Annotated in this window: 23 protein-coding genes and 1 pseudogene; 16 read left to right on the top strand and 8 right to left on the bottom strand. The window is 42.3% G+C overall.

What is annotated here, in order from left to right:
• Window positions 1–100 precede the first annotated feature (100 nt).
• The 8 genes and pseudogenes from clpB to C0582_05595 form a co-directional block, all read right to left on the bottom strand.
• A pseudogene (gene clpB, locus C0582_05630) lies at window positions 101–2,673 on the bottom strand (ATP-dependent chaperone ClpB).
• Window positions 2,674–2,747: 74 nt separating this feature from the next.
• Window positions 2,748–3,071, bottom strand: coding sequence for a hypothetical protein (locus C0582_05625; GenBank protein PLX29356.1), 324 nt, complete (start codon window positions 3,069–3,071; stop codon window positions 2,748–2,750).
• Window positions 3,072–3,076: 5 nt separating this feature from the next.
• A complete protein-coding gene (gene atpD / locus C0582_05620) occupies window positions 3,077–4,504 on the bottom strand; it encodes a F0F1 ATP synthase subunit beta (GenBank protein ID PLX29355.1) in 1,428 nt (475 codons plus the stop codon).
• Window positions 4,505–4,514: 10 nt separating this feature from the next.
• Window positions 4,515–5,393, bottom strand: a complete 879-nt coding sequence (gene atpG, locus C0582_05615; protein PLX29354.1) for an ATP synthase F1 subunit gamma — start codon at window positions 5,391–5,393, stop codon at window positions 4,515–4,517.
• Window positions 5,380–6,921, bottom strand: a complete 1,542-nt coding sequence (locus C0582_05610) for a F0F1 ATP synthase subunit alpha (protein PLX29353.1) — start codon at window positions 6,919–6,921, stop codon at window positions 5,380–5,382. The genes atpG and C0582_05610 overlap by 14 nt, the downstream gene beginning before the upstream one ends.
• Window positions 6,918–7,469, bottom strand: a complete 552-nt coding sequence (atpH, locus tag C0582_05605) for an ATP synthase F1 subunit delta (GenBank protein PLX29352.1) — start codon at window positions 7,467–7,469, stop codon at window positions 6,918–6,920. Before atpH ends, C0582_05610 begins: the two co-directional genes overlap by 4 nt.
• Before the next feature lie 102 nt (window positions 7,470–7,571).
• Window positions 7,572–8,336, bottom strand: a complete 765-nt coding sequence (locus C0582_05600; protein PLX29351.1) for a hypothetical protein — start codon at window positions 8,334–8,336, stop codon at window positions 7,572–7,574.
• Between the two features lie 43 nt (window positions 8,337–8,379).
• Window positions 8,380–10,620 carry a cell division protein FtsK gene (locus tag C0582_05595; protein ID PLX29350.1) on the bottom strand — a complete coding sequence of 747 codons (2,241 nt, stop codon included), beginning with the start codon at window positions 10,618–10,620 and terminating at the stop codon, window positions 8,380–8,382.
• Between the two features lie 112 nt (window positions 10,621–10,732).
• Here C0582_05595 and rsfS point away from each other — a divergent pair, with 112 nt between their 5' ends.
• Genes rsfS through C0582_05515 form a run of 16 tightly spaced genes read left to right on the top strand, consistent with a single transcriptional unit; the run spans window position 10,733 to window position 23,009 of the window.
• A complete protein-coding gene (gene rsfS, locus C0582_05590; protein ID PLX29349.1) occupies window positions 10,733–11,110 on the top strand; it encodes a ribosome silencing factor in 378 nt (125 codons plus the stop codon).
• 48 nt (window positions 11,111–11,158) lie between these two features.
• Window positions 11,159–12,907: an ABC transporter permease gene (locus C0582_05585; GenBank protein ID PLX29348.1), complete on the top strand. Its 1,749-nt coding sequence runs from the start codon at window positions 11,159–11,161 to the stop codon at window positions 12,905–12,907.
• The gene (locus tag C0582_05580; GenBank protein ID PLX29347.1) at window positions 12,904–13,563 is read left to right on the top strand and encodes a hypothetical protein; all 660 of its coding nucleotides are present in this window, start codon (window positions 12,904–12,906) and stop codon (window positions 13,561–13,563) included. The genes C0582_05585 and C0582_05580 overlap by 4 nt, the downstream gene beginning before the upstream one ends.
• Window positions 13,551–14,807 (top strand): hypothetical protein, encoded by a 1,257-nt coding sequence (locus tag C0582_05575; GenBank protein PLX29346.1) that lies wholly within the window; start codon window positions 13,551–13,553, stop codon window positions 14,805–14,807. The genes C0582_05580 and C0582_05575 overlap by 13 nt, the downstream gene beginning before the upstream one ends.
• Window positions 14,808–14,809: 2 nt before the next feature.
• Window positions 14,810–15,790, top strand: a complete 981-nt coding sequence (gene lpxK / locus C0582_05570) for a tetraacyldisaccharide 4'-kinase (GenBank protein ID PLX29345.1) — start codon at window positions 14,810–14,812, stop codon at window positions 15,788–15,790.
• Entirely contained in the window at window positions 15,787–16,683 is an 897-nt protein-coding gene (locus C0582_05565) for a hypothetical protein (protein ID PLX29344.1), read from the top strand. Before lpxK ends, C0582_05565 begins: the two co-directional genes overlap by 4 nt.
• A gap of 1 nt (window position 16,684) precedes the next feature.
• A complete protein-coding gene (locus tag C0582_05560) occupies window positions 16,685–16,924 on the top strand; it encodes a hypothetical protein (GenBank protein ID PLX29343.1) in 240 nt (79 codons plus the stop codon).
• The gene (locus C0582_05555; GenBank protein ID PLX29342.1) at window positions 16,921–17,364 is read left to right on the top strand and encodes a hypothetical protein; all 444 of its coding nucleotides are present in this window, start codon (window positions 16,921–16,923) and stop codon (window positions 17,362–17,364) included. Before C0582_05560 ends, C0582_05555 begins: the two co-directional genes overlap by 4 nt.
• Window positions 17,365–17,946, top strand: a complete 582-nt coding sequence (locus C0582_05550) for a hypothetical protein (protein PLX29341.1) — start codon at window positions 17,365–17,367, stop codon at window positions 17,944–17,946.
• Entirely contained in the window at window positions 17,946–18,200 is a 255-nt protein-coding gene (locus tag C0582_05545; GenBank protein ID PLX29340.1) for a hypothetical protein, read from the top strand. Before C0582_05550 ends, C0582_05545 begins: the two co-directional genes overlap by 1 nt.
• Window positions 18,152–18,982, top strand: coding sequence for a ferrochelatase (gene hemH, locus C0582_05540; GenBank protein PLX29339.1), 831 nt, complete (start codon window positions 18,152–18,154; stop codon window positions 18,980–18,982). Before C0582_05545 ends, hemH begins: the two co-directional genes overlap by 49 nt.
• Window positions 18,979–19,416: a TIGR00701 family protein gene (locus tag C0582_05535; GenBank protein ID PLX29338.1), complete on the top strand. Its 438-nt coding sequence runs from the start codon at window positions 18,979–18,981 to the stop codon at window positions 19,414–19,416. Before hemH ends, C0582_05535 begins: the two co-directional genes overlap by 4 nt.
• A gap of 24 nt (window positions 19,417–19,440) precedes the next feature.
• Window positions 19,441–20,694 carry a transcription termination factor Rho gene (gene rho / locus C0582_05530; GenBank protein ID PLX29337.1) on the top strand — a complete coding sequence of 418 codons (1,254 nt, stop codon included), beginning with the start codon at window positions 19,441–19,443 and terminating at the stop codon, window positions 20,692–20,694.
• A gap of 2 nt (window positions 20,695–20,696) precedes the next feature.
• Window positions 20,697–21,323 carry a 16S rRNA (guanine(527)-N(7))-methyltransferase RsmG gene (rsmG, locus tag C0582_05525; protein ID PLX29336.1) on the top strand — a complete coding sequence of 209 codons (627 nt, stop codon included), beginning with the start codon at window positions 20,697–20,699 and terminating at the stop codon, window positions 21,321–21,323.
• Window positions 21,307–22,077: a chromosome partitioning protein ParA gene (locus C0582_05520; protein ID PLX29335.1), complete on the top strand. Its 771-nt coding sequence runs from the start codon at window positions 21,307–21,309 to the stop codon at window positions 22,075–22,077. Before rsmG ends, C0582_05520 begins: the two co-directional genes overlap by 17 nt.
• On the top strand, window positions 22,074–23,009 hold the full coding sequence (locus tag C0582_05515) for a chromosome partitioning protein ParB (protein ID PLX29334.1): 936 nt from the start codon (window positions 22,074–22,076) through the stop codon (window positions 23,007–23,009). The genes C0582_05520 and C0582_05515 overlap by 4 nt, the downstream gene beginning before the upstream one ends.
• Window positions 23,010–23,012: the final 3 nt, after the last annotated feature.

Raw genomic sequence — 23,012 nt, 5'->3', positions numbered from 1 at the left:
AATGCTCCTACCACCCTCAGACTCGCTCATTTTTTTATCATCGTTAAACCCAACCCTTTGCCATTTCTTCTGAGGAACAAGGCAAAAAACATGATCCACCCTAACTGACTTCAAAGGCAAGCTGGTCATTTTTAACAGTAACAGCCACCTTTTGACCATCTGAAAGGTTGCCTTCAAGCAAAAGTGTAGCCAGTGGGTTTTGAATATGGCTTTGAATCACGCGCTTTAATGGCCGAGCACCATAAACCGGATCATATCCCTTACTTGCAAGCCATGCTTTAGCTGTATCATCCAGAACAAGGTCAATCTTTCGATCTTCTAATCGCTTGAGAAGATGGTTAATTTGAATTTCAACAATGAAGCTCATGTCTTTTTCTGTTAAGCGACTAAAAAGTAAGATTTCATCAATACGGTTGATAAACTCTGGCTTAAATGCGGCCCGAACGTGTTCCATCACCTTCTCACGCACAAGATCCGTGGACTCTCCCTCTTTTTGATTGGCAAGCTCTTGGCTGCCTAAATTTGAGGTTAGAATGATGATCGTATTGCGAAAATCAACGGTTCGACCTTGACCATCCGTTAATCGGCCATCATCTAAAACTTGTAGCAAGATATTAAAAACATCGGGGTGGGCTTTCTCAACTTCATCAAACAACGCAACCTGGTAAGGCCGCCTGCGAACAGCCTCTGTCAAAACCCCGCCTTCATCATATCCCACATATCCTGGAGGCGCTCCTATCAAGCGCGCCACCGCGTGCTTTTCCATAAACTCTGACATATCCAGGCGTACCATGGCCGAATCGTCATCAAATAAAAACTCGGCGAGTGCCTTGACTAATTCTGTTTTCCCCACGCCTGTTGGCCCAAGAAAAAGGAATGAAGCCTGCGGACGATGGGGATCTTGCAATCCAGCCCGTGCTCGGCGAACAGCATTTGCAACGGCCGTAATTGCCTCGGATTGGCTAATCACCCGTTGCTGCAACAGATCCTCCATTTCCATAAGCTTGGATCGCTCACTGGCCAGCATCTTATCAACAGGAATCCCCGTCCACTTAGAAACAACTTCAGCAATATTTTGATCGGTGACTTCTTCTGCTGTAAAAGCTTGTTTTTCAGATGACTCTGTTTGTGACAGCTTTGATTCAAGTTTGGGGATTGTACTATACATCAATTCCCCTGCCTTGGTCAGATCCCCTGAACGTTGAGCAACTTCCAGTTCACTGCGTGCATGGTCCAGTTGCTCTTTAATGGTTTGAGTGGTTGCGCGTTTCTGTCTTTCCGCTTCCCAAGTACCTGATAGGTCTAATGATTTGGATTCAAGCTCTTTAATTTCTTTTTCAAGCTCAGAAAGCCTCTGTTTTGAACCAGCGTCTGTTTCTTTTTTTAAGGCAGCCTGCTCAATCTTTAGTTGGACCAATTGTCGATCTAAGGTATCAAGCGCTTCAGGCTTGGAATCAATTTGCATCCGAACCCGGCTGGCGGCTTCATCCACCAAATCAATGGCTTTATCTGGCAAAAACCGATCTGAGATATATCGATCCGAGAGTGTCGCCGCGGCGACAATGGCGCCATCGGTAATACGAACACCATGATGCAGGTCATATTTCTCTTTGATTCCTCTTAGAATGGAAACCGTCTCAGCAACCGTTGGCTCAGGCACGAAAACAGGTTGAAAACGGCGGGCCAATGCGGCTTTTCAATGTACTGCCGATATTCATTGAGCGTTGTTGCCCCCACACAATGAAGCTCACCACGCGCTAAAGCTGGTTTTAACATATTGGAGGCATCCATAGCGCCATCGGATTTACCAGCCCCAACCAGCGTATGTAGTTCATCAATAAACAAAATGATTTTGCCAGCCGCATCAGAAACTTCAGCCAAAATAGACTTTAATCGCTCTTCAAATTCACCGCGGTATTTAGCCCCTGCGATGAGCGCCCCTAAATCCAGAGACAATAAATCTTTATTCTTCAAACTCTCGGGCACATCGCCATTAACAATTCGCAGGGCTAAGCCTTCAACAATAGCTGTTTTACCAACCCCGGGCTCCCCTATTAACACAGGATTGTTTTTGGTGCGCCGTGCAAGGACCTGAATTGTTCTGCGTATTTCTTCATCACGGCCGATCACAGGGTCTAGCTTTCCATCACGCGCCACAGCAGTCAGGTCACGAGCATATTTTTTCAAGGCATCATATCCATCTTCAGCACTGACGCTATGCGCTTGTCGTCCTTTTCGCATAGCTGTGATCGCTTCGTTTAAAGTTTGGGCCGTTATGCCAGCTTTTTTCAAAATAGTCTGACTTTCTGTTTTAGGCGTCAAACATAATGCCAACAACATCATTTCAGCGGTAACGTAACTGTCCACTGCTTTTTTAGCGACTTTTTCAGCCTCGGCTAGAACTTGAGAAAATTCAGGAGCTGCATACACTTGGCCAGAGGCAGCACCACTAATTTTTGGTAGTGTTTCAAGAAAACGATCTGTCTCCGATTGTATCAATTGCACATTACCTTGGGCCGATTGAATCAGCGTTGAAGCCAATCCCTCTGGATCATCGATCAATACCTTTAGCACATGTTCAGGAACAAGCCTTTGATGATTTCTTGTTTGGGCAAGTGTTTGCGCAGCTTGAAGAAAACCACGGGCACGATCGGTAAATTTCTCAGTATTCATAGCCATCCTTAGTCAATAAAGCCGTTAAGACTCACAATTCCATCTTAACAAAAATTATTGGCTTTATAAGCTTTTTATGAAAAGAAACCCTCTGAAAAAATCTGACTGAGTGATTTTGCGTCCTGATTTTCATCGACATCATCAGAAACAGATTGTTCGATAAGGCTCAAGATACAGTGATTTTGATGAACTTTCAAAAGCCCTGAATGAGAAATCTCAATGGTCTCATTTGATGGGAGAAGCTTTACTGTTCCCGATCGCAATCCCATAATCATGGTTGCATGGTCTGGTCTCACCTCAACATCTCCAGCAAGGCCAGGCGCTAAAATTGAAGAAATATTCTTCTTTTCAACCGCTGTTTGGCTTCCTAAAACCTTAAGCGTCAGATGTTTTGCCATGATTTCTACTCTATTTTTGCAGCTTTTTCGATGGCTTCTTCAATAGAACCCACCATGTAAAAAGCGGACTCCGGCAGACGATCATGCTTGCCAGCAAGAATTTCTTTAAATCCCCGAATGGTGTCAGCAAGGGGAACATAGGCACCTTTCATGCCTGTAAAGACTTCAGCCACATGGAACGGTTGTGAGAAGAAACGCTGGATTTTTCGGGCCCGGGCCACCGTTAATTTATCCTCATCTGATAATTCATCCATTCCCAAAATTGCGATAATATCCTGCAATGATTTATAAGTCTGGAGAACGGTCTGCACTTCACGAGCTACTTGGTAATGCTCTTGGCCCACAATATCTGGATCCAAAATACGAGACGTAGAATCTAGCGGATCGACAGCTGGATAAATACCCAGTGATGCAATCTGACGACTCAACACCGTTGTTGCATCCAAGTGAGAGAATGAGGTTGCTGGCGCTGGGTCCGTTAAATCATCAGCTGGAACATAAATCGCCTGCACACTGGTAATAGACCCCGTTTGCGTTGTAGTGATTCGCTCTTGCAGTTCTCCCATTTCCGTTGCCAATGTTGGCTGATACCCCACCGCTGAAGGAATACGGCCCAACAAGGCAGAAATTTCAGATCCTGCTTGTGAAAACCGGAAAATGTTATCAATGAAAAGTAAAACATCTTGGCCTTCTTGATCCCGGAAGTATTCTGCAACGGTCAAACCTGTTAATGCCACACGGGCCCGCGCTCCAGTAGGTTCGTTCATCTGTCCATAAACCAGAGCGGCTTTGGACTCTTTTCCTTTAATGTCAATCACACCAGAATCAATCATCTCATGATAAAGATCGTTCCCCTCACGGGTTCGCTCACCAACACCTGCAAAAACAGAATACCCACCATGTGCTTTGGCAATGTTGTTGATCAATTCCATAATCAATACGGTTTTTCCAACTCCCGCACCACCAAACAAACCAACTTTACCCCCACGCATATATGGGGCTAAAAGATCCACAACCTTAATACCTGTTTCAAGCATCTGCGTTTCTGTAGACTGATTGGTAAAAAGAGGAGCTGGCTTATGAATCACATCATACTGTTTAGCATTAATCGGACCGCGTTCATCAATGGGTTCACCAATAACATTCATAATGCGTCCCAATGTCTCTGGTCCAACTGGCACCTTAATGGCATCACCGGTATCAACGACCTCTAACCCACGCCTTAGGCCATCAGTTGCTTGCATGGCAATGGTCCGTACAATGTTATTTCCAAGGTGCATCACAACCTCGAGCGTGATGTCATGACCATCATTTTTGATAATCAGGGCATTGGTTATTGCAGGCAAGTCTTCTGGAAATTCAACGTCTACAACAGGTCCAATAATCTGATGTAAACGACCAATAAGATGTTGGGGGGCTTTTTTCTGAGTCATAAATTCTCCTCTAAACTGCTTCTGCTCCAGAAATGATTTCAATAAGCTCTTTAGTGATCGAAGCTTGGCGGTTTCGGTTAAACTCGATATTCAACTTTCGAATCATTTCATCAGCGTTTTTTGTTGCATTTTCCATGGCCACCATCCGAGTACTTTCTTCAGATGCCTTGCTTTCAATCAATGCTTGTTGCAGTAACGTTTTAACAATTTCGGGCGTAAATCTTTCCATAAAATCACTCGGTGCCGGCTCCGATCCAAAAAAAGGCTCAATACTATCCTCTTTATTGGCCAGATCTTCTGGCTTAAAAATGGGCATCAAAGACAGAAGTTGAGGCTTGGAATAAATAGCTGATTCATGAGAACCATAGACAACGGAACAAGCCTGTATCGTATTGCTGCGTTGAAGACTTTTTAACTGAGCCACAAAAGGGACAATAAAGTCCATGATTTTTTTATAGTCAACGTCACATCCGCGGACAGCATGTGCTCCTGACAGCAGACTGATCATCGATAAAAGTCGATGACCTACACACAGGACCGAAACCTTCTGCCCCTGCTCATTCAGCTGACTGATCATACTTTGCGTATAATTCAAAAGCTTAACGTTAAAACTTCCGCATAAACCTCTATCAGTTCCCAGAACAAGGATTAAATGGTTTGTGACGGGTTTTTTGTTTGCTACAAAGGGGTCAACAGCACCTTCAAGAGGGGTGGCAAAATACACTGTTTTCAAGCATGACGTAAGTTCAGCATTCAAATGCCGCAATGGCATAACTTGTGCTTGATACCGACGATAATAAGATGTTGCTACCATCCGCATAGCAGCGGTGATCTTGCGCGTTGATTGAACGCTTTGGATACGTTTTTTTAATGTCTTAAGACTGGCCATGCTCTAAGAACTTTTCAACTTTTTTCTTGATGAATTGATGCATTTTTTCCCTCAAGTCATCAGATATTTTTCCGTCTTGTTCGAGTTGATCAAGAAGGACATTTTCATCTTTTGCTTCTTCTATGATAAAGGCAAGGAAAGAAGGCACCTTGCTAGCCACCAAACGATCTAAATAACCCTCAACCCCACAAAAAATACTGAGAACTTGTTCCGCTAGAGAGAGAGGGTGATATTGAGGTTGCTTCAAAAGCTCAATCAATCGATCACCTCGATCTAATAATTTTTTCGTTGAGGGGTCTAAATCTGATGCAAACTGGGCAAAATCAGCCATTTCACGATACTGGGCCAGTTCAAGCTTAATACTTCCAGCCACTTGCTTCATCGCTTTAGTTTGTGCTGCAGATCCTACACGACTCACCGAAAGCCCGACGTTAATAGCTGGACGCAATCCTTTAAAGAAAAGTTCTGTTTCCAAGAAAATTTGCCCGTCTGTGATCGAAATAACATTGGTTGGGATATATGCTGACACATCACCAGCTTGAGTTTCAATCACAGGCAACGCTGTTAAAGAACCACCGCCAAACTCATCACTCAGCTTAGCAGCCCGTTCAAGCAACCGCGAGTGAAGATAAAACACATCTCCAGGATAAGCTTCTCGGCCGGGAGGGCGTCTGAGCAACAACGACATTTCACGGTAAGCGTTGGCTTGCTTTGATAAATCATCATAGACGACCAATGCGTGCATGCCATTATCACGGAAGTATTCACCCATGGCACACCCCGCGTAGGGCGCAAGGAACTGCAAGGGCGCTGGATCAGAGGCCGAGGCGGAAACAATGATGGTGTAATCAAGGGCACCCGCGTCTTCCAATCGCTTAACAATCTGAGCAACGGTTGACTTTTTTTGACCAATGGCAACGTAAATACAGTACAGCTTTTCGTTGTCATTGTTTTCATCAAAGGCGCGCTTTTGGTTTAAAATTGTATCAATAATCAGAGCCGTTTTCCCTGTCTGCCGATCACCAATAATAAGCTCTCTTTGTCCTCGTCCAATTGGAACAAGGGCGTCAATGGCCTTAATACCCGTTTGCATTGGTTCATGGACAGATTTTCGAGCAATAATACCAGGCGCGCTTTTTTCGACTGGTTGGAGCTCAACATCAACCAAATCACCCTTACCATCTATAGGTTCACCTAATGCATCAACAACACGACCAAGCAATGATTTACCGGTTGGAACAGACATCATCTCATTAGTTTGATAGACAGTATCACCCTCTTTAACGGACTTCTTGTCGCCAAAAATCACAATACCAACGTTTTTATCTTCCAGGTTCAAAACCATTCCTTTGGTACCATTTTCAAAACGGACCATTTCTCCGGCTTTCACCTTTTCAAGACCATATGCCTGGGCAATCCCATCACCCACACTGATTACCTCACCAACATTTTCGAGCACTTCTTTAGAATCAAAAGATTTCAAACGCTTCGTTAGTATCGTATTCAGTTCAGCTGTTGTTAAAGTCATACCTTTACTCCCATAAGAGTGTTTTTTAATTCATCTAATTGTTTTTTGAGTGATCGATCATAAATTTGATTATTCCACCGCATTTTATAGCCCTTGAGCAAGCTCGGATCAACCTGGTTTTCGAAAACATATTCCTTAAGACCCAAGGATGCTAGGTTTACTTCAATGGCTTTTATGTCGTTTTTTTCCAGCTTTTTCGCAGAAAAAATATCAACTTTCACTATCCCTTTTTTTCGCATGATGGCTAGATGTAGCCGCCCCTTAACTCTTGATAAGTCTCCAAGAAGCTTAAACTCTGCCATGATAGATATGCAAGATATTGCGATGGAAGGGATGTCATCCGCAACCCCCGTTAAAAATCTATTCATCCGATTACTTGATGTCCTCGGGGAAAGGATAAAGCGTCTTAAAGAAGGGTTTTCTTCTAATACTTTCCCCAAATCAACCATAAACCCATGTAAATTTTCTGCGCTTTCAACACCATATTGCTCAAGCAAAGCGCTGCAAAAATGATCAATCAAAAGAATTTTTTCGATGCTAAAACTCATGTCGAATACTTTTTATGTTTGTGGTTGTAACATAAATGTTGAGAATCGTGAACAATTACTCTTAGATAATTAATTTTTAATATTGGGACCTTAGATAACATCCTATTGTGGTGCTTCAATTTCACCAGCCTTCACTTTAAGATGCATTTGATGGAAAAAATTATCGAAGAAAAAGCCATAAGCGGCATTAATTGCCTCCTTAACTGATTTCTCAGCTGCATTGGTCACTTCTTCATACCGTGCACCTTGATCATCCCATTTGTCAGATGTGGCAACATTATAACGCGTTGCAAAATAGCCTTCTAATATATTGGTTTTTAAATCTACAAGATACACCCTCAAAAACGTGTGTCCATATGGGCTGCTTGTTGGAATAAAACTATAATATTCACGTCGAATACCAAATTCAAGGGGATCTAACACCATCAAATAATCAGACTTGTATTGCTTGGATAAAGGTGAAAAATCATACGGGGCACCTTCAGCAGTCTCATTTTTGGGTGCTTTCAGACTTTCGCGATCAATCGGCTTAGATGTCAAAACTGTAAAGCCTGCTTTTTTCAGTGCTGCAGCAAACTTTTGATAGAAGGAATTTTGAATAAACTTCTTAACTGCAATATATTTAATAGACTCTCTCAACTCAGCACCAAAAACCCCATTCACAAAACAATCGAGCAACCCTGCTTGATCCCCTCTATAAAATCTAGGTTCTTCAAATCCTGAGACTTCAACCAAAGTCACACTTGAAAGCGAATCAATCAGAGATTGACTGATCACAAAGTTTTCACGCTCAATTTTAGAACAGTTTGACAACGCCAGTAGGGCGATAACAAAAGAAATATAGAGGTTTTTTTGAAGAAAAAGCATCATTTAACACTCATTAGTTGTCATGACAATATGCACATACTCACTATTTTTCAATGAGGATTTCGCGCTTACCCACATGATTCGCCGCACTCACAACGCCGGCTTGTTCCATTTGTTCTATAATCGTTGCAGCACGGTTATAGCCAATTTTGAGATGCCGCTGAATAAAACTGGTAGAGGCTTTACGTTCAGACAACACCAGTTCAAGCGCTTGGCGATAAAGCGGATCTCCATCCTGATCATCAAGCCCCCCTCCATCAACGCCCATGCCCTCAATTTCTTTTCCGATGTCATCTACATAGTTGGGGTTACCTTGCGATTTTAAATACTGAACAACACGTTCTACTTCTTGGTCTGAAACAAACGGACCGTGCACCCGCCTCACTTGGCCGCCAGGTTCCATATACAGCATATCTCCCTGACCCAATAATTGTTCTGCCCCTTGCTCTCCCAAAATAGTACGGCTATCAATTTTTGATGTCACCTGAAAGCTGATCCGCGTTGGAAAGTTTGCTTTAATGGTTCCTGTAATCACATCAACGGAGGGACGTTGGGTCGCCATAATCAAATGAATGCCCGCCGCCCGCGCCATTTGAGCCAACCTTTGCACAGCTGATTCAATTTCCTTACCCGCCACCAACATCAGATCTGCCATCTCATCAACAATTACCACAATTTGTGGGAGCTCTTCTAACTTGAGCTCCTGTTCTTCAAAAATCGCCTGACCGGTTTGCGGATCAAATCCAGTTTGCACTTTACGTGTCAAGACTTCGTCGGTTTGTTGGGCTTGTTGAATACGTTGATTATATCCATCCAAGTTACGTACGCCTAATTTTGCCATATTTTGATAGCGTGACTCCATCTCCCGCACCACCCATTTTAGCGATAAAATGGCTTTATGTGGATCAGTCACAACAGGTGTTAATAAGTGGGGGATCCCATCATAGACAGAGAGCTCCAACATTTTTGGATCAATCATGATAAATCGGCATTGCTCGGGCGTTTTACAGAATAGCAGCGATAAGATCATGGTATTAATGGCAACTGACTTCCCAGACCCCGTGGTTCCCGCCACAAGCAAATGCGGCATTTTTGCTAAGTCAGCAACAACGGGTTCCCCGCCGATATTCTTACCCAATGCCAAAGGAAGGCGCAGGGTATTGTTTTGATAGGATTTAGAAACAAGCATTTCCCGAAAATAAACCATTTGGCGCTTTTCATTGGGCAACTCAATGCCGATGGCGTTGTAGCCGGGGATAACAGCAATCCGCGCTGAAACAGCACTCATAGAGCGGGCAATATCATCAGCCAACCCAATGACCCGCGCCGATTTTGTACCTGGTGCTGGTCGAAGTTGATAGAGAGTTACAACTGGTCCTGGGCTAATTTCATCCATGTCTCCTTTCACACCAAATTCATCAAGAACGCCAGCCAACATGACCCCGCTTTCTCGGAGTTGTTGGGGTGTCATTTTAGGCATTTTAGATGCCTCAGCCACTGCCAATAAATCAAAGGGCGGAAATTGATAGCTTGAATCCGTTTTATACTGAATGGGAGAATGAGGGACAGCCGGCGTACTTTTTGCAGATTTCGGGGAACTTTTAATGCGCGCTTTAACCTTAGGTTGCGCAAAGTCTGAAACAAGCACATTCGTCTCTTTACGTTTGGTGAGCATACCAATCAGAGATAAAAAAATAAACACCATCGATTGACCAACCTTGGCCAAGATCCAAACCCATTTTGTCAACGTCAAATTCAGTAAAAAGGAAAATGAAATGAATAACAGAATGGATACGACAATGTAGAAGGTTAGATCAGATAATGCCCAATGTTGAAGCAGGCTTGTTCCTTGATCGTAAAGCAGTAGCCCAATTGCTCCCCTATTGCTGATTAAGCCAAAATTCAGTTGATCCATAAACCATTGCTGTGAATAGGTGCTCATTAAGATCAAAGCAAAAATTAATGTCAAAACCCTCAAAAAAAGAAAAGTAGGGGGTCTGTGGAGAAAAATTTGCACACTCCAAAAAGCCAAAAAGAAAGGCATCAGGAAAACGGATAGCCCCAGAAACTGAAACAAAAAATCAGCCACATAGGAGCCCCAATATCCCAAAATATTTTGGGGAGAAGTCCCGCCAACAGTGTTTAAGGAGTCATCCATAGGACTATAACTTATAAGACTTGTCAGTAAGGCAATGGCAAAGAAAAACACCGATAACGCAGCCAATTCAACCAATCTGGCCCGAATAAAGTTTTTAAATTCTTGTGATAAAATATTTTGTGTCATATTCTTAACTGTATTTTTTTAATATAAGCTGTTACAAACCATATAAATAGCATAGTCTTTTGGATAAATACAAAGTTCCTCGATTAACATATTTTTATTTTTATCTCATATCATGTCATCAATAGATCATACACCTTCTCTCAATCTCTCCTCTACTAAAGGGATTTCTTCATTCCTTGAAGAAAAAAAAATCACAGACATTGTTGTCATTGACCTTAAGGACAAATCATCCATCGCAGATGCATTGATTATTGGCACAGGTACAAGTTTACGACATATTCAATCAACAGCGAATTACCTCAGTCAAGAACTAAAAGAACAAAAATCTCTAAATCACATGGAAGGCGAAAGAAGTTCCGATTGGGTTATCCTAGATGCAGGGGATCACATTGTTCATTTATTTACCGCCGAAACGCGTAGTCACTATGACCTTGAAAAGATGTGGGGAACATATGTCGCCGAAAGTCTTACACAAGAAAAGACAGATTAACCCAGAGACCCTTTACAAACGTCTGGCAATCTAAGATATTTTTAAATCATGACAGATTCAAATAAAAACCTCCATCTCATCCTTCGGTTATGGCATGAGTATATTTCTCCCTATCGATATAAAATCATCCTCGCTTTTGCTTTTATGGTTGTTTACTCGATAACAACGGGTGCTGTTGTTAAATTTCTCGAACCTGTCGTGGATGATGTTTTTAAGAATGAAGATCTTAATATGCTTCAGTGGCTCTCTGCAGGGGTCTTAATTACCTTTATCATCAAAGGTTTATCAAGCTATGGACAAGGCATCTTGCTCAATGACATTGGTCAATCCATTATTGCTGATTTACAAAATAAAATTTTTGAAAAAATCGCCCGCGCCGATATTGCCTTTTTTTCACAAAATAAAACAGGAAGATTGATCTCTTTTAGTACCTACCACATCACCATGATCCGGAATTTAATTGCCCAAATTATTACCAGTTTAGGAAAAGACTCCTTAACTCTTTTTGTCCTTGTTGGATTGATGTTTTATCAAGATTATAAATTAGCCAGCGTGGCACTCATCGTTCTACCTTTTTCCATCATTCCCCTTTCAAAAACAGGGCGGAAAATGCGGAAAATTTCTGGCAGCACCCAAAGTGAAACGGGCGATTGGGTTTCTTACCTGACCCAAGTTTTTCAAGGAATCAAAATCGTTAAATCCTACAACATGGAATCAACGGAAGAACACCGAGCAAAAACATATATCGATACCCTGAAGCAGTACGCAATCAAATCTGGTCGAGCCAAAGCCAGCGTTTCCCCGATCATGGAAACCCTTGGGGGGTTAGCCATTGTGATTATTATTGGATATGGTGGCTGGCAAGTCATTAAAGGATACAACACTGCAGGTGCCTTTTTTTCCTTTATTGCCGCTCTGCTGATGACCTATGAACCAATGAAAAAACTGGCAAACCTTCACACCAATCTTCAAGAGGGTCTTACTGCAGCTAAAGATGTATTTTCTATCCTTGATCATCAGAAAGCCATTCAAAATAAGCCAGGAGCAACAGAACTTTATCTGCCAGCAGGCGAAATAAAATTTGAGAATGTCAGCTTTTCTTACGATGACCAGCCCACTCTAACAAACCTTTCTTTCACGATTCCGGCGAAAAAACATGTTGCGCTTGTCGGTCCAAGTGGCGCTGGCAAATCAACTTTGTTTAATTTATTGCTGCGGTTTTATGATCCTCAGCAGGGGGACATCCAAATTGATGGGCAATCCATCACTGATGTTACCATTGAAAGTCTGCGTCACAACATTGCTCTGGTCAGTCAAGACGTCGTCTTGTTTCACGGCAGTATTCGAGAAAACATCTGCTATGGTAGCCCAGAAGCTACTGATCAAAAAATTCAACAAGCCATTCAAAAATCAGCTTGTGATGAATTCATCAAAAATTTACCCCAAGGGTTGGAAACGCAAATTGGTGAACGGGGCCTGAAACTATCGGGTGGGCAAAAACAACGTATTTCCATTGCCCGTGCTTTCTTAAAAAATGCCCCTATTTTGTTGCTTGATGAAGCAACGTCATCTTTAGATTCAAGTTCTGAAAAGATTATTCAAAACGCCCTGGCGAATTTAACAGAAAATCGAACAACTCTCACCATTGCACATCGTCTTTCGACCGTTAAAGGTGCAGATCAAATTCTTGTGTTTGATCAAGGGCGCTTGGTTCAAAAAGGACCCCATAAACAGCTGATAGCCACAAAGGGACTTTATCAAAATTTATGTGCTCTTCAGTTTAATTCCCAATCATGAAAAATCTTTTAAAAAAAGAGTGGGTCCAAGGAACGATTGCCTTTATAGTGGCGTTATATATTCGGTTTGTTTGGATCACCAGCAAGTGGGCCATCAAAATACATCCCCAAACACAAAAGCTTATCGATGAAAAAAAGGGATTTATTTTATGCTTTTGGCATGGGCGATTGTTGATGATTGCTCCCGAGATTTCAAAAATTCCACAACCTTTACATATGCTGATTTCAGCCCATAAAGATGGTAAAATCATCAGCAAAACAATGAAATATTTTGGGGTGGATACCGTGGCGGGATCAACCAAAAAATCGGGGACAAAAGCTTTGAGAGAGATTCTAAAATTACTACAGAACAATGCCATTGTTGGCTTTACACCTGATGGACCAAGAGGTCCGCGCTACAGCATTGCCCTTGGCGTTATCCAAAGTGCTTTTATGTCACAAAAACCCATTGTTCCAGTCAGTTATAGTTGTAAACGCAAAAAGGTCTTAAAAAGCTGGGATCATTTTGTTTTAGCGCGGCCTTTTAATCGAGGATGTCTTCTGATTGGAGAGCCAATTTCTCCCCCCAAATCTAAAGAAGATTTTGACCAAACAAACACAGCTTTAAAGCAAAGCCTTGATCATCTAACTACTCAAGCAGACCAATGGGTATACTAACCGTTTACATCTTTCTAATGAGAGGTCTGCATCCCCTCTTCCGCCTTCTAGCGCCTTTTTTTTATAACCAAGAAGCCGTTGATCAGCGCTTGGTCTATACACTTCCCCAACGGCCACAAGGGTCGTGTATTTGGGTTCATGGCGCAAGCTTGGGAGAGCTCAAAACCCTTGAGCCTCTTCTAAGATACATTAAGGAAAAGACGTCTCTCAATCTGGTCATCACCTCCTCTTCACAACGCTCCTTTAAAGGCATTTCATCTTTTGCAAAACTGTATGGAACCCACCAGTTTTTACCCTTTGACATCCCTAAGTTACAGAAAAAATTTCTGGATCATTGGAACCCTAGGTCCGTGATTTGGACTGAATCTGATTTATGGCCAGGATTTTTAACTGAAGTTAAGAAAAGAAATATTCCAGCATTTTTAATTAATGGAAAACTCTCTGAGCGTTCAACAAAAAGGTGGAAAATTCTCTCTTCTGTTTTCAAGCATATGCTGAGTTGTTTTTCTATGATTTATGCCCAATCTGCACGAGATGAACAAGCTTATAAAGAAATGGGGATTAATCATGTTGAATACGATGGAAATATTAAATTTTTGCAAGGTCTAAGTCCTCCTTCAACTCAGCAGAAATCTCTGTTTAAAAAACGCCTACAGTCAGATATTATCTGGCTGGGATCTTGCACCCATCCAAGTGAAGAAGAGGTATTACTCAAAGTTCATCTAAACCTCTTAAAAGTAAATCCCGACACTCTTCTCATTCTTGCACCCCGCCATCCTCATCGGGCTGAGGAAATCAAAGATCTATGCCTTAAATATCATTTAACCTATCAAACATACTCTGAACCTCATCAGGTCCAATCAAATGTCCTTATTATGGATCAATATGGAAGTCTCAATCTTTTTTATTCTTTAGTGCCCCTTGCCTTTTTAGGAGGATCCTTGATTGACAAAGGGGGTCACAATCCCATTGAAGCTTTCAGCAATCATTGTCAGCTTCTCGTTGGGCCTTATCATTATGCTAATCAATCGCTGTACGATCCGTTTAAAAATACGCCAGCCCTTAAAATTGTTCACACTGAAGATGACATCATCAATCATGTAAAAGAAACCATCTATCAATCACCCAAAAGTGATGGTTTTTTCAAAGAATCGGATAAAATTTTAGATCAAGAAGTAAAAAAATCCACTGCTTTAGTTGAACGCATGGTAACGTTGTTGGATAATAAAAAACATCACGAGTGAAGATGAAATCCCCTCCTTTTTGGCATCGATCACCAGGTTTGTTGGCAATGATGCTATGGCCTATATCACAGGTTTATCTTTTTTTTACCTGGCTACGATCAAAGGTGGTCACACCTTGGGTTTGTAAGACCCCCGTCTGGTGTGTTGGAAACATCACTTTAGGTGGGTCTGGAAAAACACCCATAACGCTAGCTCTGGCACGCTGGGCTGAAGAAAGAGGACAAAAGGTATGTTTGATTTCAAAAGGCTATCGCGGTCAATCCACCCACGTACCATTTCAAGTTAATATACATACACACAGCGCTCAAGAGGTAGGCGATGAACCCTTGTTGCTAGCAGAACATTTTCCAACCATCGTTGGTAAAAATCGGGTCAAAGCTCTTCAAGAAGCTGAAAAAACCAAAGCAAGCCTATTGATTATGGATGATGGCTACCAAAATCCAACCATTCAAAAATCTCTTCACCTGTTGGTGATTCATTCGGTCTCATCATTGGGAAACCAAAAACTTTTTCCAGCTGGCCCCTTACGAGAACCTGTTGAGGGGGCATGCAGTAAAGCTGATATAATTTTAACCTTTGAACCCACATCTACTTTGAAAAAGAATCTGAACATACCGAATCCTGTTCCCGTTTTCCAACTGGAAAAAAGGGTTTATTTTAAAACGCCAGTCCCCTCAAAAAATATTTGGGCTTTCTGTGGTTTGGGAAATCCAGACCAGTTCTATCAAAGCCTAGAGAAAATAGGACTCGTTATTTGCCAAAAAACATCCTTTGCAGATCATGCCGTGTTGGATATTCAGACTTTAAAATCAATAGTTGCAGAAGTACAAAAAAACAAGTTAACGTTGGTCTGCACAGCCAAAGATGCTGTTAAAATTCCAGAGGATCTACTATCACAGATTTATGTTGCCCATCTTGATGTTCTCCTTCCTGATGATTTAGTAAAAACACTCACAGGCACCTTGCCTGCCCTTCAACGATGAGGCCTCCCATGCGTATAACCCGCAAGCTTTTTTTTAGTTATCTTCAGGCCCCCTTTTTGTTGATCTTATATTACTTACTTGTTTGCTTTCCCCTCTCTCTAAGAAGTTCTTTCCTTTCTTCTCTGGCTCGTTTGTTGGGCCCTTACCTACCCGTTACACAGAAAGCACAGCGTAATCTATCCTTATGTTATCCCGATCTCTCTGAAGGTAAAAAGAAGCTTTTGATTAAAAATTGCTGGGAACACCTGGGTAAAATTGCTGCTGAATTTGGCTCAGTTTCTTCTCTTATCAACCAACAAAATAGATTTAAAATTGAAAACTCCAAAAATCTTCAACAAGCACTCAATACCCAAAAAGGGGTTATCTTTTTTTCAGCCCACTTGGGAAATTGGGAGCTATGCTATGCAGATGTTTTACGCCACAACATTCCCATTCGTTTGATCGCTCGTAAGCAGCGCAACCCGGTTGCTGAATGGTTGATTAACCGTACGCGACGGGCACAAAAAGTCACCATGATTCCACGGACCAGTCAAGGACGAAAAACCTTGATCAAAACTCTTAAAGGCGGTGGGTTTATTGGGGCTTTGTTTGATGTTTATGATTCTGATGGGGTTTTTATTCCATTTTTTAACCGCCCTGCTAAAACCACCACATCGCTGGCCCGGATGGCCCAAAAACTGGATTTTCTCCTTTTACCGGTTCAAGTGATTCGTCAATATGATGATACGTTTATTATTCGCTATCACCCTCCCCTTCATGCCAATAAATATGAAGATGAAAAGAAAATCATGCGTGATGTTAATGGGCACATAGAGTCGTGGATTCGAGAAAATCCTGCACAATGGTTATGGCTTCATGATCGCTGGAAAGTAAAAGAGAAAGATCAGGTATGATATGTGGATAAGATGTCTTTTTAAAATATCCTCAAATGTTGTTCCCGCTCGCTTAAAAACATCCACAGCTGTATCCCCAAAAAATAAAGGGGGATATTTTTTATCCCAAGGGGTCGGTCAAGGTTGTTTTAATCTTTTCCTACAGCCATTAGTACCTGAGGATCAATCTGTGGATAAAATTAAAAAATATCAATTAAATCCTTTTATAAACGCTATTAAGCGCTATTCTACTACCAAATGATTATTAAAGACTTATTATTAAATAAAAGGGTTAACAACTCGTGTGCTCCGGTTTGGCTTATGAGACAAGCTGGTCGGACATTGCCTGAGTATCGGGCTTTACGCGCGCAGACATCCTCGTTTTGGGATATGTGTTTTAATCCCAAATTTACTGTTGAAGCAACTTTGCAACCCGTACAACGCTTTGATATGGATGCCGCTATTTTGTTTTCTGATATTCTAACTGTTCCCAAAGCCCTCGGTCAAAAAATTGACTTTAAAACCGGAATAGGGCCTTTATCAGATACGGCGTTTGTAACCACTTCCCTTTCTTATCAGCCGGATGAGTTTTTAAAAAATCTAAGTCCCATTGCGGATTCTATTGCATCAATTCGTTCAAAACTTTCACAGGATAAAACGCTTATTGGATTTGCCGGGGGACCTCTCACCGTTGCATGTTAAATGGTTGAGGGTCAGAAAAGTAAAACCCACAATCCCATCCGGGCGTTTATTTATAGCCATCCAGAAAAATTTGATTCTCTTATTGAGGTTTTGGTTCAAGCAACGATTGACTATTTATCGTTTCAAATTGAAGCAGGTGTTGATGTGATTCAACTTTTTGAAAGTTGGGCAGGAATCTTACCGGAAAAACTGACATGGAAGTATGTGATTCAACCAGCCCTTGATATCGCAGCAGCTGTTAAGAAAAAGCATCCTCATGTCCCGCTGATTATTTTTCCGCGAGGTGCCAGCAGCTATTACGATGCTTATGTGGAATCTGGTTTATTTGAGGGATTAAGTTTGGATCATCAAGTTGATTTTGGAGCATTGATTCAAAAATATGGTCATAAAATATGCTTTCAGGGTGGTATTGATCCTGCTATCCTTTTGGCAGGTCGAGAAGCTATTGAGCGTGAAGTCCCACCGTTGGTAGGTTTATTCTCAAAGCAACGATATATCGCTAACCTAAGCCATGGCCTTGACCCCTTGATTTCCGTGGAAGCCATTCATGCATTGGTTGATACCCTTCGAAAAGGAACGTGATGACAAAACGAGCAGTTGTTCTCTTTAACCTTGGTGGTCCCACCGACCTGAAAGTTGTTCGTCCGTTTTTGTTTAACCTGTTCAACGATCCTTACATTATCCAACTCCCTCGAATCTTACGTTTTCTGGTTGCCAAATTGATCTCATGGCGACGCACACCCACAGCTCAAGGTATTTATCGTGAAATGGGCGGGGGAGATCGCCAATTGTTCAACAAACGACCGCACAAGCTGTGGCTCTTGAGAAACAGTTAGGGCTGAATTACAAAGTTTTTTCTGTGATGCGCTATTGGCATCCACGGGCAGAAGAAGTCCTGGAACAAGTCCGCGCTTATCAACCTGAAGAAGTCATTTTATTGCCCCTTTATCCTCAGTACTCAACGACCACGAGCTTATCATCCCTCCATGAATGGGCAGATGTTCAAAAATGGGCTTCTCAAGATTCATGGCAAACGCGTGTTATCAAATCTTATCCAACCCTTGATGGTCTCATTTCGTTTTATGTGGCGGCCATTCAAGCTCAGCTAAGACTGGTTAGTGATTTATCAAATTGTCGCGTTTTGTTTTCGGCACATGGTCTTCCAGAAAAAATAATTGCCCAAGGTGATCCTTATCAAAAACAAATTCTTGAAACAGCGCGGGCCATTCAAGAAAAACTTCCTAAAGAGCCCGATTATCTGGTGACCTATCAAAGTCGCGTTGGCCCCTTGAAATGGTTAGATCCTTATACCGATCATGAGATTACCCGTGCTGGTAAACAAGGAAAAGATCTGGTGATTGTGCCACTGGCTTTTGTCTCGGAACATTCTGAAACCCTGGTTGAGCTTGATATTCTTGCTATTGAGAGCGGCGCTCATAGTTATCACCGGGTTGCAACCCCGCAAGATGATCCTTTGTTCATCCAAGGATTAGCGCTTTTGGTCCGGGAGAAGGAAATCACCCAAACTTTTGAATCAGGATGTTTATCCATGCTTACAGATGAAGTGTCCCAGACAGTTGGTGTCTCCCAAAGTTTGTTGTTTAAGTCGTTGATATGATTGATTTTTTATCGGAATACTATTTAACCATTAAAGCCCTTCACCTCATATTTGTGACTTTTTGGATGGCGGGTATGTTTTATCTGCCGCGATTGTATGTCTATCATACCAAAGCTAAGCCGGGGAGTGATCTTGATCTAACCCTTCAAGTGATGGAAAAGCGTTTGTTGAAAATCATTATCAACCCCATGATTTTTTTATCTTTGTTTTTTGGTGTTTTGCTGTGGTTGATTCCAGGTGTTGGTCTCGGCTCAGGATACTGGTCTTATGTTAAATTAGTTTTGGTGTTTTTTTTGCTTGCGTATCATGGGTTTCTTTCCTATTGTAGAAAAAGATTTATTCTTAATCAAAACACGTATACTGATAAATTCTTTAGGTTAATAAACGAAATCCCTCCAATACTCTTTATTATTATTTTTTTTTGGTCGTGTTAAAACCCTTTTGATGTGAGTTATTGAATGCAATTACGAGATTTAAAGCAAAAATCCCCCGAAGAGTTGGTCAAGCTTTGTGAAGAAAGAGGCGTTGAGAGCGCTAGTACCCTTAAAAAACAAGATCTTATTTTTTACTTTTTAAAAAAGCTAGCAGAGCAAGACAACCCGATCGTTGCCGATGGTGTGGTTGAGGTTTTGTCGGATGGCTTTGGTTTTTTAAGATCGCCAGACGCCAACTACTACCCAGGACCAGACGATTTGTATGTGTCTCCTAGCCAGATTCGCCGATTTAATTTGCGCACAGGGGACGTTGTTGAGGGACCCATTCGTGCGCCCAAGGAGGGAGAGCGTTATTTTGCCTTGGCTAAAGTTACCAAGGTTAACTTTGAGCCCCCAGAAAAAGCCAAACATCGCGTTAATTTTGATAATTTAACACCTCTTTATCCTGAAGATAAGCTTGTTTTAGATCTTGACGATCCAGTTGAAAACTTAACGTCCCGGGTGATTGATTTGGTTGCTCCCCTTGGTAAGGGGCAAAGAGCGTTGATTGTTGCACCGCCTCGGTCTGGTAAAACCGTCATGCTGCAAACATTGGCCCATGCCATCGTTAAAAACCAACCTGATGTTTATTTGATTGTTTTGTTGATTGATGAGCGTCCGGAAGAGGTGACGGACATGGCGCGTGCTGTCAAGGGAGAGATTGTCAGTTCAACTTTTGATGAGCCACCTTCACGCCATGTGCAAGTTGCAGAAATGGTGATTGAAAAAGCGAAGCGTCTGGTGGAGCAAAAGAAGGATGTGGTTATCTTGTTGGATAATATTACCCGGTTGGCGCGGGCGTACAACACGGTTATTCCCTCATCTGGTAAGGTTTTGACAGGGGGTGTGGATGCCAATGCATTGCAACGCCCTAAGCGCTTCTTTGGTGCGGCGCGTAACATTGAAAACGGTGGTTCTTTGACCATTCTTGCGACAGCTCTGATTGACACAGGGTCGCGTATGGATGAGGTGATCTTTGAAGAATTTAAGGGAACAGGTAATGCTGAGCTGATTTTGGATCGAAAGTTGGCTGATAAGCGTATATTCCCAGCAATTGACATCTCTAAATCGGGCACCCGTAAAGAAGAACTGCTGATTGATAAAGCCACCTTGCAAAAAATGTGGGTTCTAAGGCGTGTCCTATCGCCTATGGGGCCGGTTGAAGGTATGGAATTTTTAACGGACAAACTGCGCCAAACCAAGACGAATGAGGACTTTTTTAATTCTATGAATTCTTAAGAATGAGCAATGAGGGTCTGTTTTCTTTCTTGGATGTTTCACGTGAAACAATATCAAAACTCAACACCTATCACTCTCTCTTAAAGCAACACGCAGCTCATTATAATTTGGTGGGTCGTTCTACACTTGATCATGTTGTCGAAAGACATTTTAAAGATTCTGCCCAACTTCAAAAATATATAGATCCTACCAAGTCGTTGATCGATATAGGAGCGGGGGCAGGTTTCCCTGGTTTGGTATTAGCAATGCTTGGTAATACCAAACTTACTCTTGTTGATTCCGTTACAAAAAAAGTGAATTTTTTAAAAGTTGTTTCACGTGAAACAAGTACAGAAGTGAAGATCATTCATGATCGCGTTGAAAATATTCAAGGGATGAGTTTTGATCAAATAACCTGTCGCGCATTCGCCAGTCTTGATAAAATATTGACACTGACAAAAGACCTGAGGGGTAAGCACACCACATACATTTTGTTAAAAGGGGAGTCTGTTAAAAAAGAAATTGAAGACGCTCAGAGATGTTGGTCCTTTACAACAGAATTCCATCAAAGTATAACGGATGACAGGGGTGTCATTCTAATTGTCAAAAATGTTGTAGCTAAGAGCAAAAAAAATGAAAAAAATCATTAGTATTGCCAATCAAAAAGGTGGGGTGGGTAAAACGACAACAACCGTTAACTTGTGTACAGCATTAGCCGCAACGCGTAAGAAGACATTACTCATTGATTTCGATCCCCAGGGAAACTCAAGCACCAGTCTTGGGTTTGATTCCAAAAAAAGATATCCAAGCGTCTATGAACTTTTAACAGATCAACTACCTCTTAAAACACTGTGTCGCCAGACGCTGATTCCCAATCTCAGTATTGTGACAGCTTCCAATGATTTAGCAGGGTTTGAGATAGAGTTTTCCCAAACCAAAAACCGTGACTCAGTGTTAAAAAGACGTCTGAATGAATTGAATTACGATTATATTATTATTGATTGCCCGCCAGCTTTAGGGCTTCTGACCATTAATGCCTTGGTCGCAAGTCAAAGTGTTATCATCCCGTTGCAGTGCGAATATTTTGCCTTAGAGGGGCTGTCACAGCTATTGCAAACAGTTAGACTGGTTCAACAACATTACAACAAGAGCCTGAAGGTTCAAGGCATTGTCCTGACCATGTATGATGGGCGAAATGCGCTGAACAAAGCAGTGGTTCATGATGTGAGGCAAACCATGGGATCACTGGTATATCAAACGGTTATTCCGCGGAATGTGAAGCTTTCTGAGGCGCCTTCACACGGAAAACCGGCATTGATATATGATATGAAAAGCGCAGGCGCTCAAGCATACATCAGATTAGCCGCTGAAATTATACGACAAGAAAGGACACATACATCATGACCAATAAGTCAAAGCTTGGTCGCGGTCTCTCGGCCCTCATTGGGGATATCAACGATCGAGAAGGATATATGGAGGGCCAGCCAGACATGCAAGGGACCAGCCGTCAGACAATGGCTGGCTTTGAGATGCTTGCAGCCAAACATATTCGCCCGGGCCCCTGGCAGCCACGGCAACATTTCGATGACAGCGAAATTGAGAAATTAGCAGAATCCATCCGTACCAATGGGATGCTTCAACCCATTCTGGTGGCGCCAAGTACGCAACAAGGGGAGTATGCCATTATCGCCGGAGAACGGCGATGGCGTGCGGCGCTGCGGGCGCAAATGGAGTATGTGCCGGCGATTATCAAAACCGTCACGGATCAAGAGGCGCACCTTATTGCGATTATTGAAAACATTCAGCGGGAAGGCTTGTCACCGATTGAAGAGGCTGAGGGCTATCAAAAAATTATGGAGCAGCATCAGCTGACCCAAGAGCAAATCTCGGAAACGGTGGGTAAGAGCCGGAGTCACATCGCTAATACGTTGCGCTTGCTGAGCCTATCTCCCAGTGTGCGTAGCATCCTCCAGAACGGTGAAATTTCAGCGGGACACGCGCGGTGCCTCATTGGTTTGTCTGAAGAACGGGCCCTGCACCTGATTGATGATGTGATTCAGAAGAAGTTGAATGTGCGTCAGCTTGAAAAATTGGTCGTTAAAGGGGGCGCGTCTACCTCAAAGGCTGCCTCACAGCCCCAGATACAAAAACCTCAGAAAAGAAAAGGGCCGAGCGTCCCCCTCTATCCAGAACTTGAGGATATTCGCCAAGGGGTTGAAGCGGTTCTCGGAATGCCGGTGGAGATTGAAGCTCAAGGGGATGAGGGGCAGATTTCCATTACCTTTTCGAATATGGACCAACTGGATGATGTGTTAAAGAAACTGCTGACGCGGTGAAAC

Source organism: Alphaproteobacteria bacterium, assembly GCA_002869105.1.
GTDB lineage: Bacteria > Pseudomonadota > Alphaproteobacteria > UBA7879 > UBA7879 > UBA7879.
Note: the sequence above shows the minus strand (reverse complement) of the source record. Positions and strands in the feature narration are given on the sequence as shown.

What these genes read in the sequence shown, in the direction of transcription:
- atpG (PLX29354.1), bottom strand. Translation starts at nt 5,393, where the DNA reads ATGGCCAGTCTTAAGACATTAAAAAAACGTATCCAAAGCGTTCAATCA.
- C0582_05535 (PLX29338.1), top strand. Translation starts at nt 18,979, where the DNA reads ATGATTGATTTTTTATCGGAATACTATTTAACCATTAAAGCCCTTCAC.
- rsmG (PLX29336.1), top strand. Translation starts at nt 20,697, where the DNA reads ATGAGCAATGAGGGTCTGTTTTCTTTCTTGGATGTTTCACGTGAAACA.
- C0582_05555 (PLX29342.1), top strand. Translation starts at nt 16,921, where the DNA reads ATGATTATTAAAGACTTATTATTAAATAAAAGGGTTAACAACTCGTGT.
- C0582_05515 (PLX29334.1), top strand. Translation starts at nt 22,074, where the DNA reads ATGACCAATAAGTCAAAGCTTGGTCGCGGTCTCTCGGCCCTCATTGGG.
- C0582_05565 (PLX29344.1), top strand. Translation starts at nt 15,787, where the DNA reads ATGAGGCCTCCCATGCGTATAACCCGCAAGCTTTTTTTTAGTTATCTT.
- C0582_05600 (PLX29351.1), bottom strand. Translation starts at nt 8,336, where the DNA reads ATGCTTTTTCTTCAAAAAAACCTCTATATTTCTTTTGTTATCGCCCTA.
- C0582_05580 (PLX29347.1), top strand. Translation starts at nt 12,904, where the DNA reads ATGAAAAATCTTTTAAAAAAAGAGTGGGTCCAAGGAACGATTGCCTTT.
- C0582_05560 (PLX29343.1), top strand. Translation starts at nt 16,685, where the DNA reads ATGTGGATAAGATGTCTTTTTAAAATATCCTCAAATGTTGTTCCCGCT.
- atpH (PLX29352.1), bottom strand. Translation starts at nt 7,469, where the DNA reads ATGAGTTTTAGCATCGAAAAAATTCTTTTGATTGATCATTTTTGCAGC.
- C0582_05595 (PLX29350.1), bottom strand. Translation starts at nt 10,620, where the DNA reads ATGACACAAAATATTTTATCACAAGAATTTAAAAACTTTATTCGGGCC.
- C0582_05520 (PLX29335.1), top strand. Translation starts at nt 21,307, where the DNA reads ATGAAAAAAATCATTAGTATTGCCAATCAAAAAGGTGGGGTGGGTAAA.
- C0582_05550 (PLX29341.1), top strand. Translation starts at nt 17,365, where the DNA reads ATGGTTGAGGGTCAGAAAAGTAAAACCCACAATCCCATCCGGGCGTTT.
- C0582_05625 (PLX29356.1), bottom strand. Translation starts at nt 3,071, where the DNA reads ATGGCAAAACATCTGACGCTTAAGGTTTTAGGAAGCCAAACAGCGGTT.
- C0582_05610 (PLX29353.1), bottom strand. Translation starts at nt 6,921, where the DNA reads ATGACTTTAACAACAGCTGAACTGAATACGATACTAACGAAGCGTTTG.
- C0582_05575 (PLX29346.1), top strand. Translation starts at nt 13,551, where the DNA reads ATGGGTATACTAACCGTTTACATCTTTCTAATGAGAGGTCTGCATCCC.
- C0582_05545 (PLX29340.1), top strand. Translation starts at nt 17,946, where the DNA reads ATGACAAAACGAGCAGTTGTTCTCTTTAACCTTGGTGGTCCCACCGAC.
- lpxK (PLX29345.1), top strand. Translation starts at nt 14,810, where the DNA reads ATGAAATCCCCTCCTTTTTGGCATCGATCACCAGGTTTGTTGGCAATG.
- atpD (PLX29355.1), bottom strand. Translation starts at nt 4,504, where the DNA reads ATGACTCAGAAAAAAGCCCCCCAACATCTTATTGGTCGTTTACATCAG.
- rsfS (PLX29349.1), top strand. Translation starts at nt 10,733, where the DNA reads ATGTCATCAATAGATCATACACCTTCTCTCAATCTCTCCTCTACTAAA.
- rho (PLX29337.1), top strand. Translation starts at nt 19,441, where the DNA reads ATGCAATTACGAGATTTAAAGCAAAAATCCCCCGAAGAGTTGGTCAAG.
- C0582_05585 (PLX29348.1), top strand. Translation starts at nt 11,159, where the DNA reads ATGACAGATTCAAATAAAAACCTCCATCTCATCCTTCGGTTATGGCAT.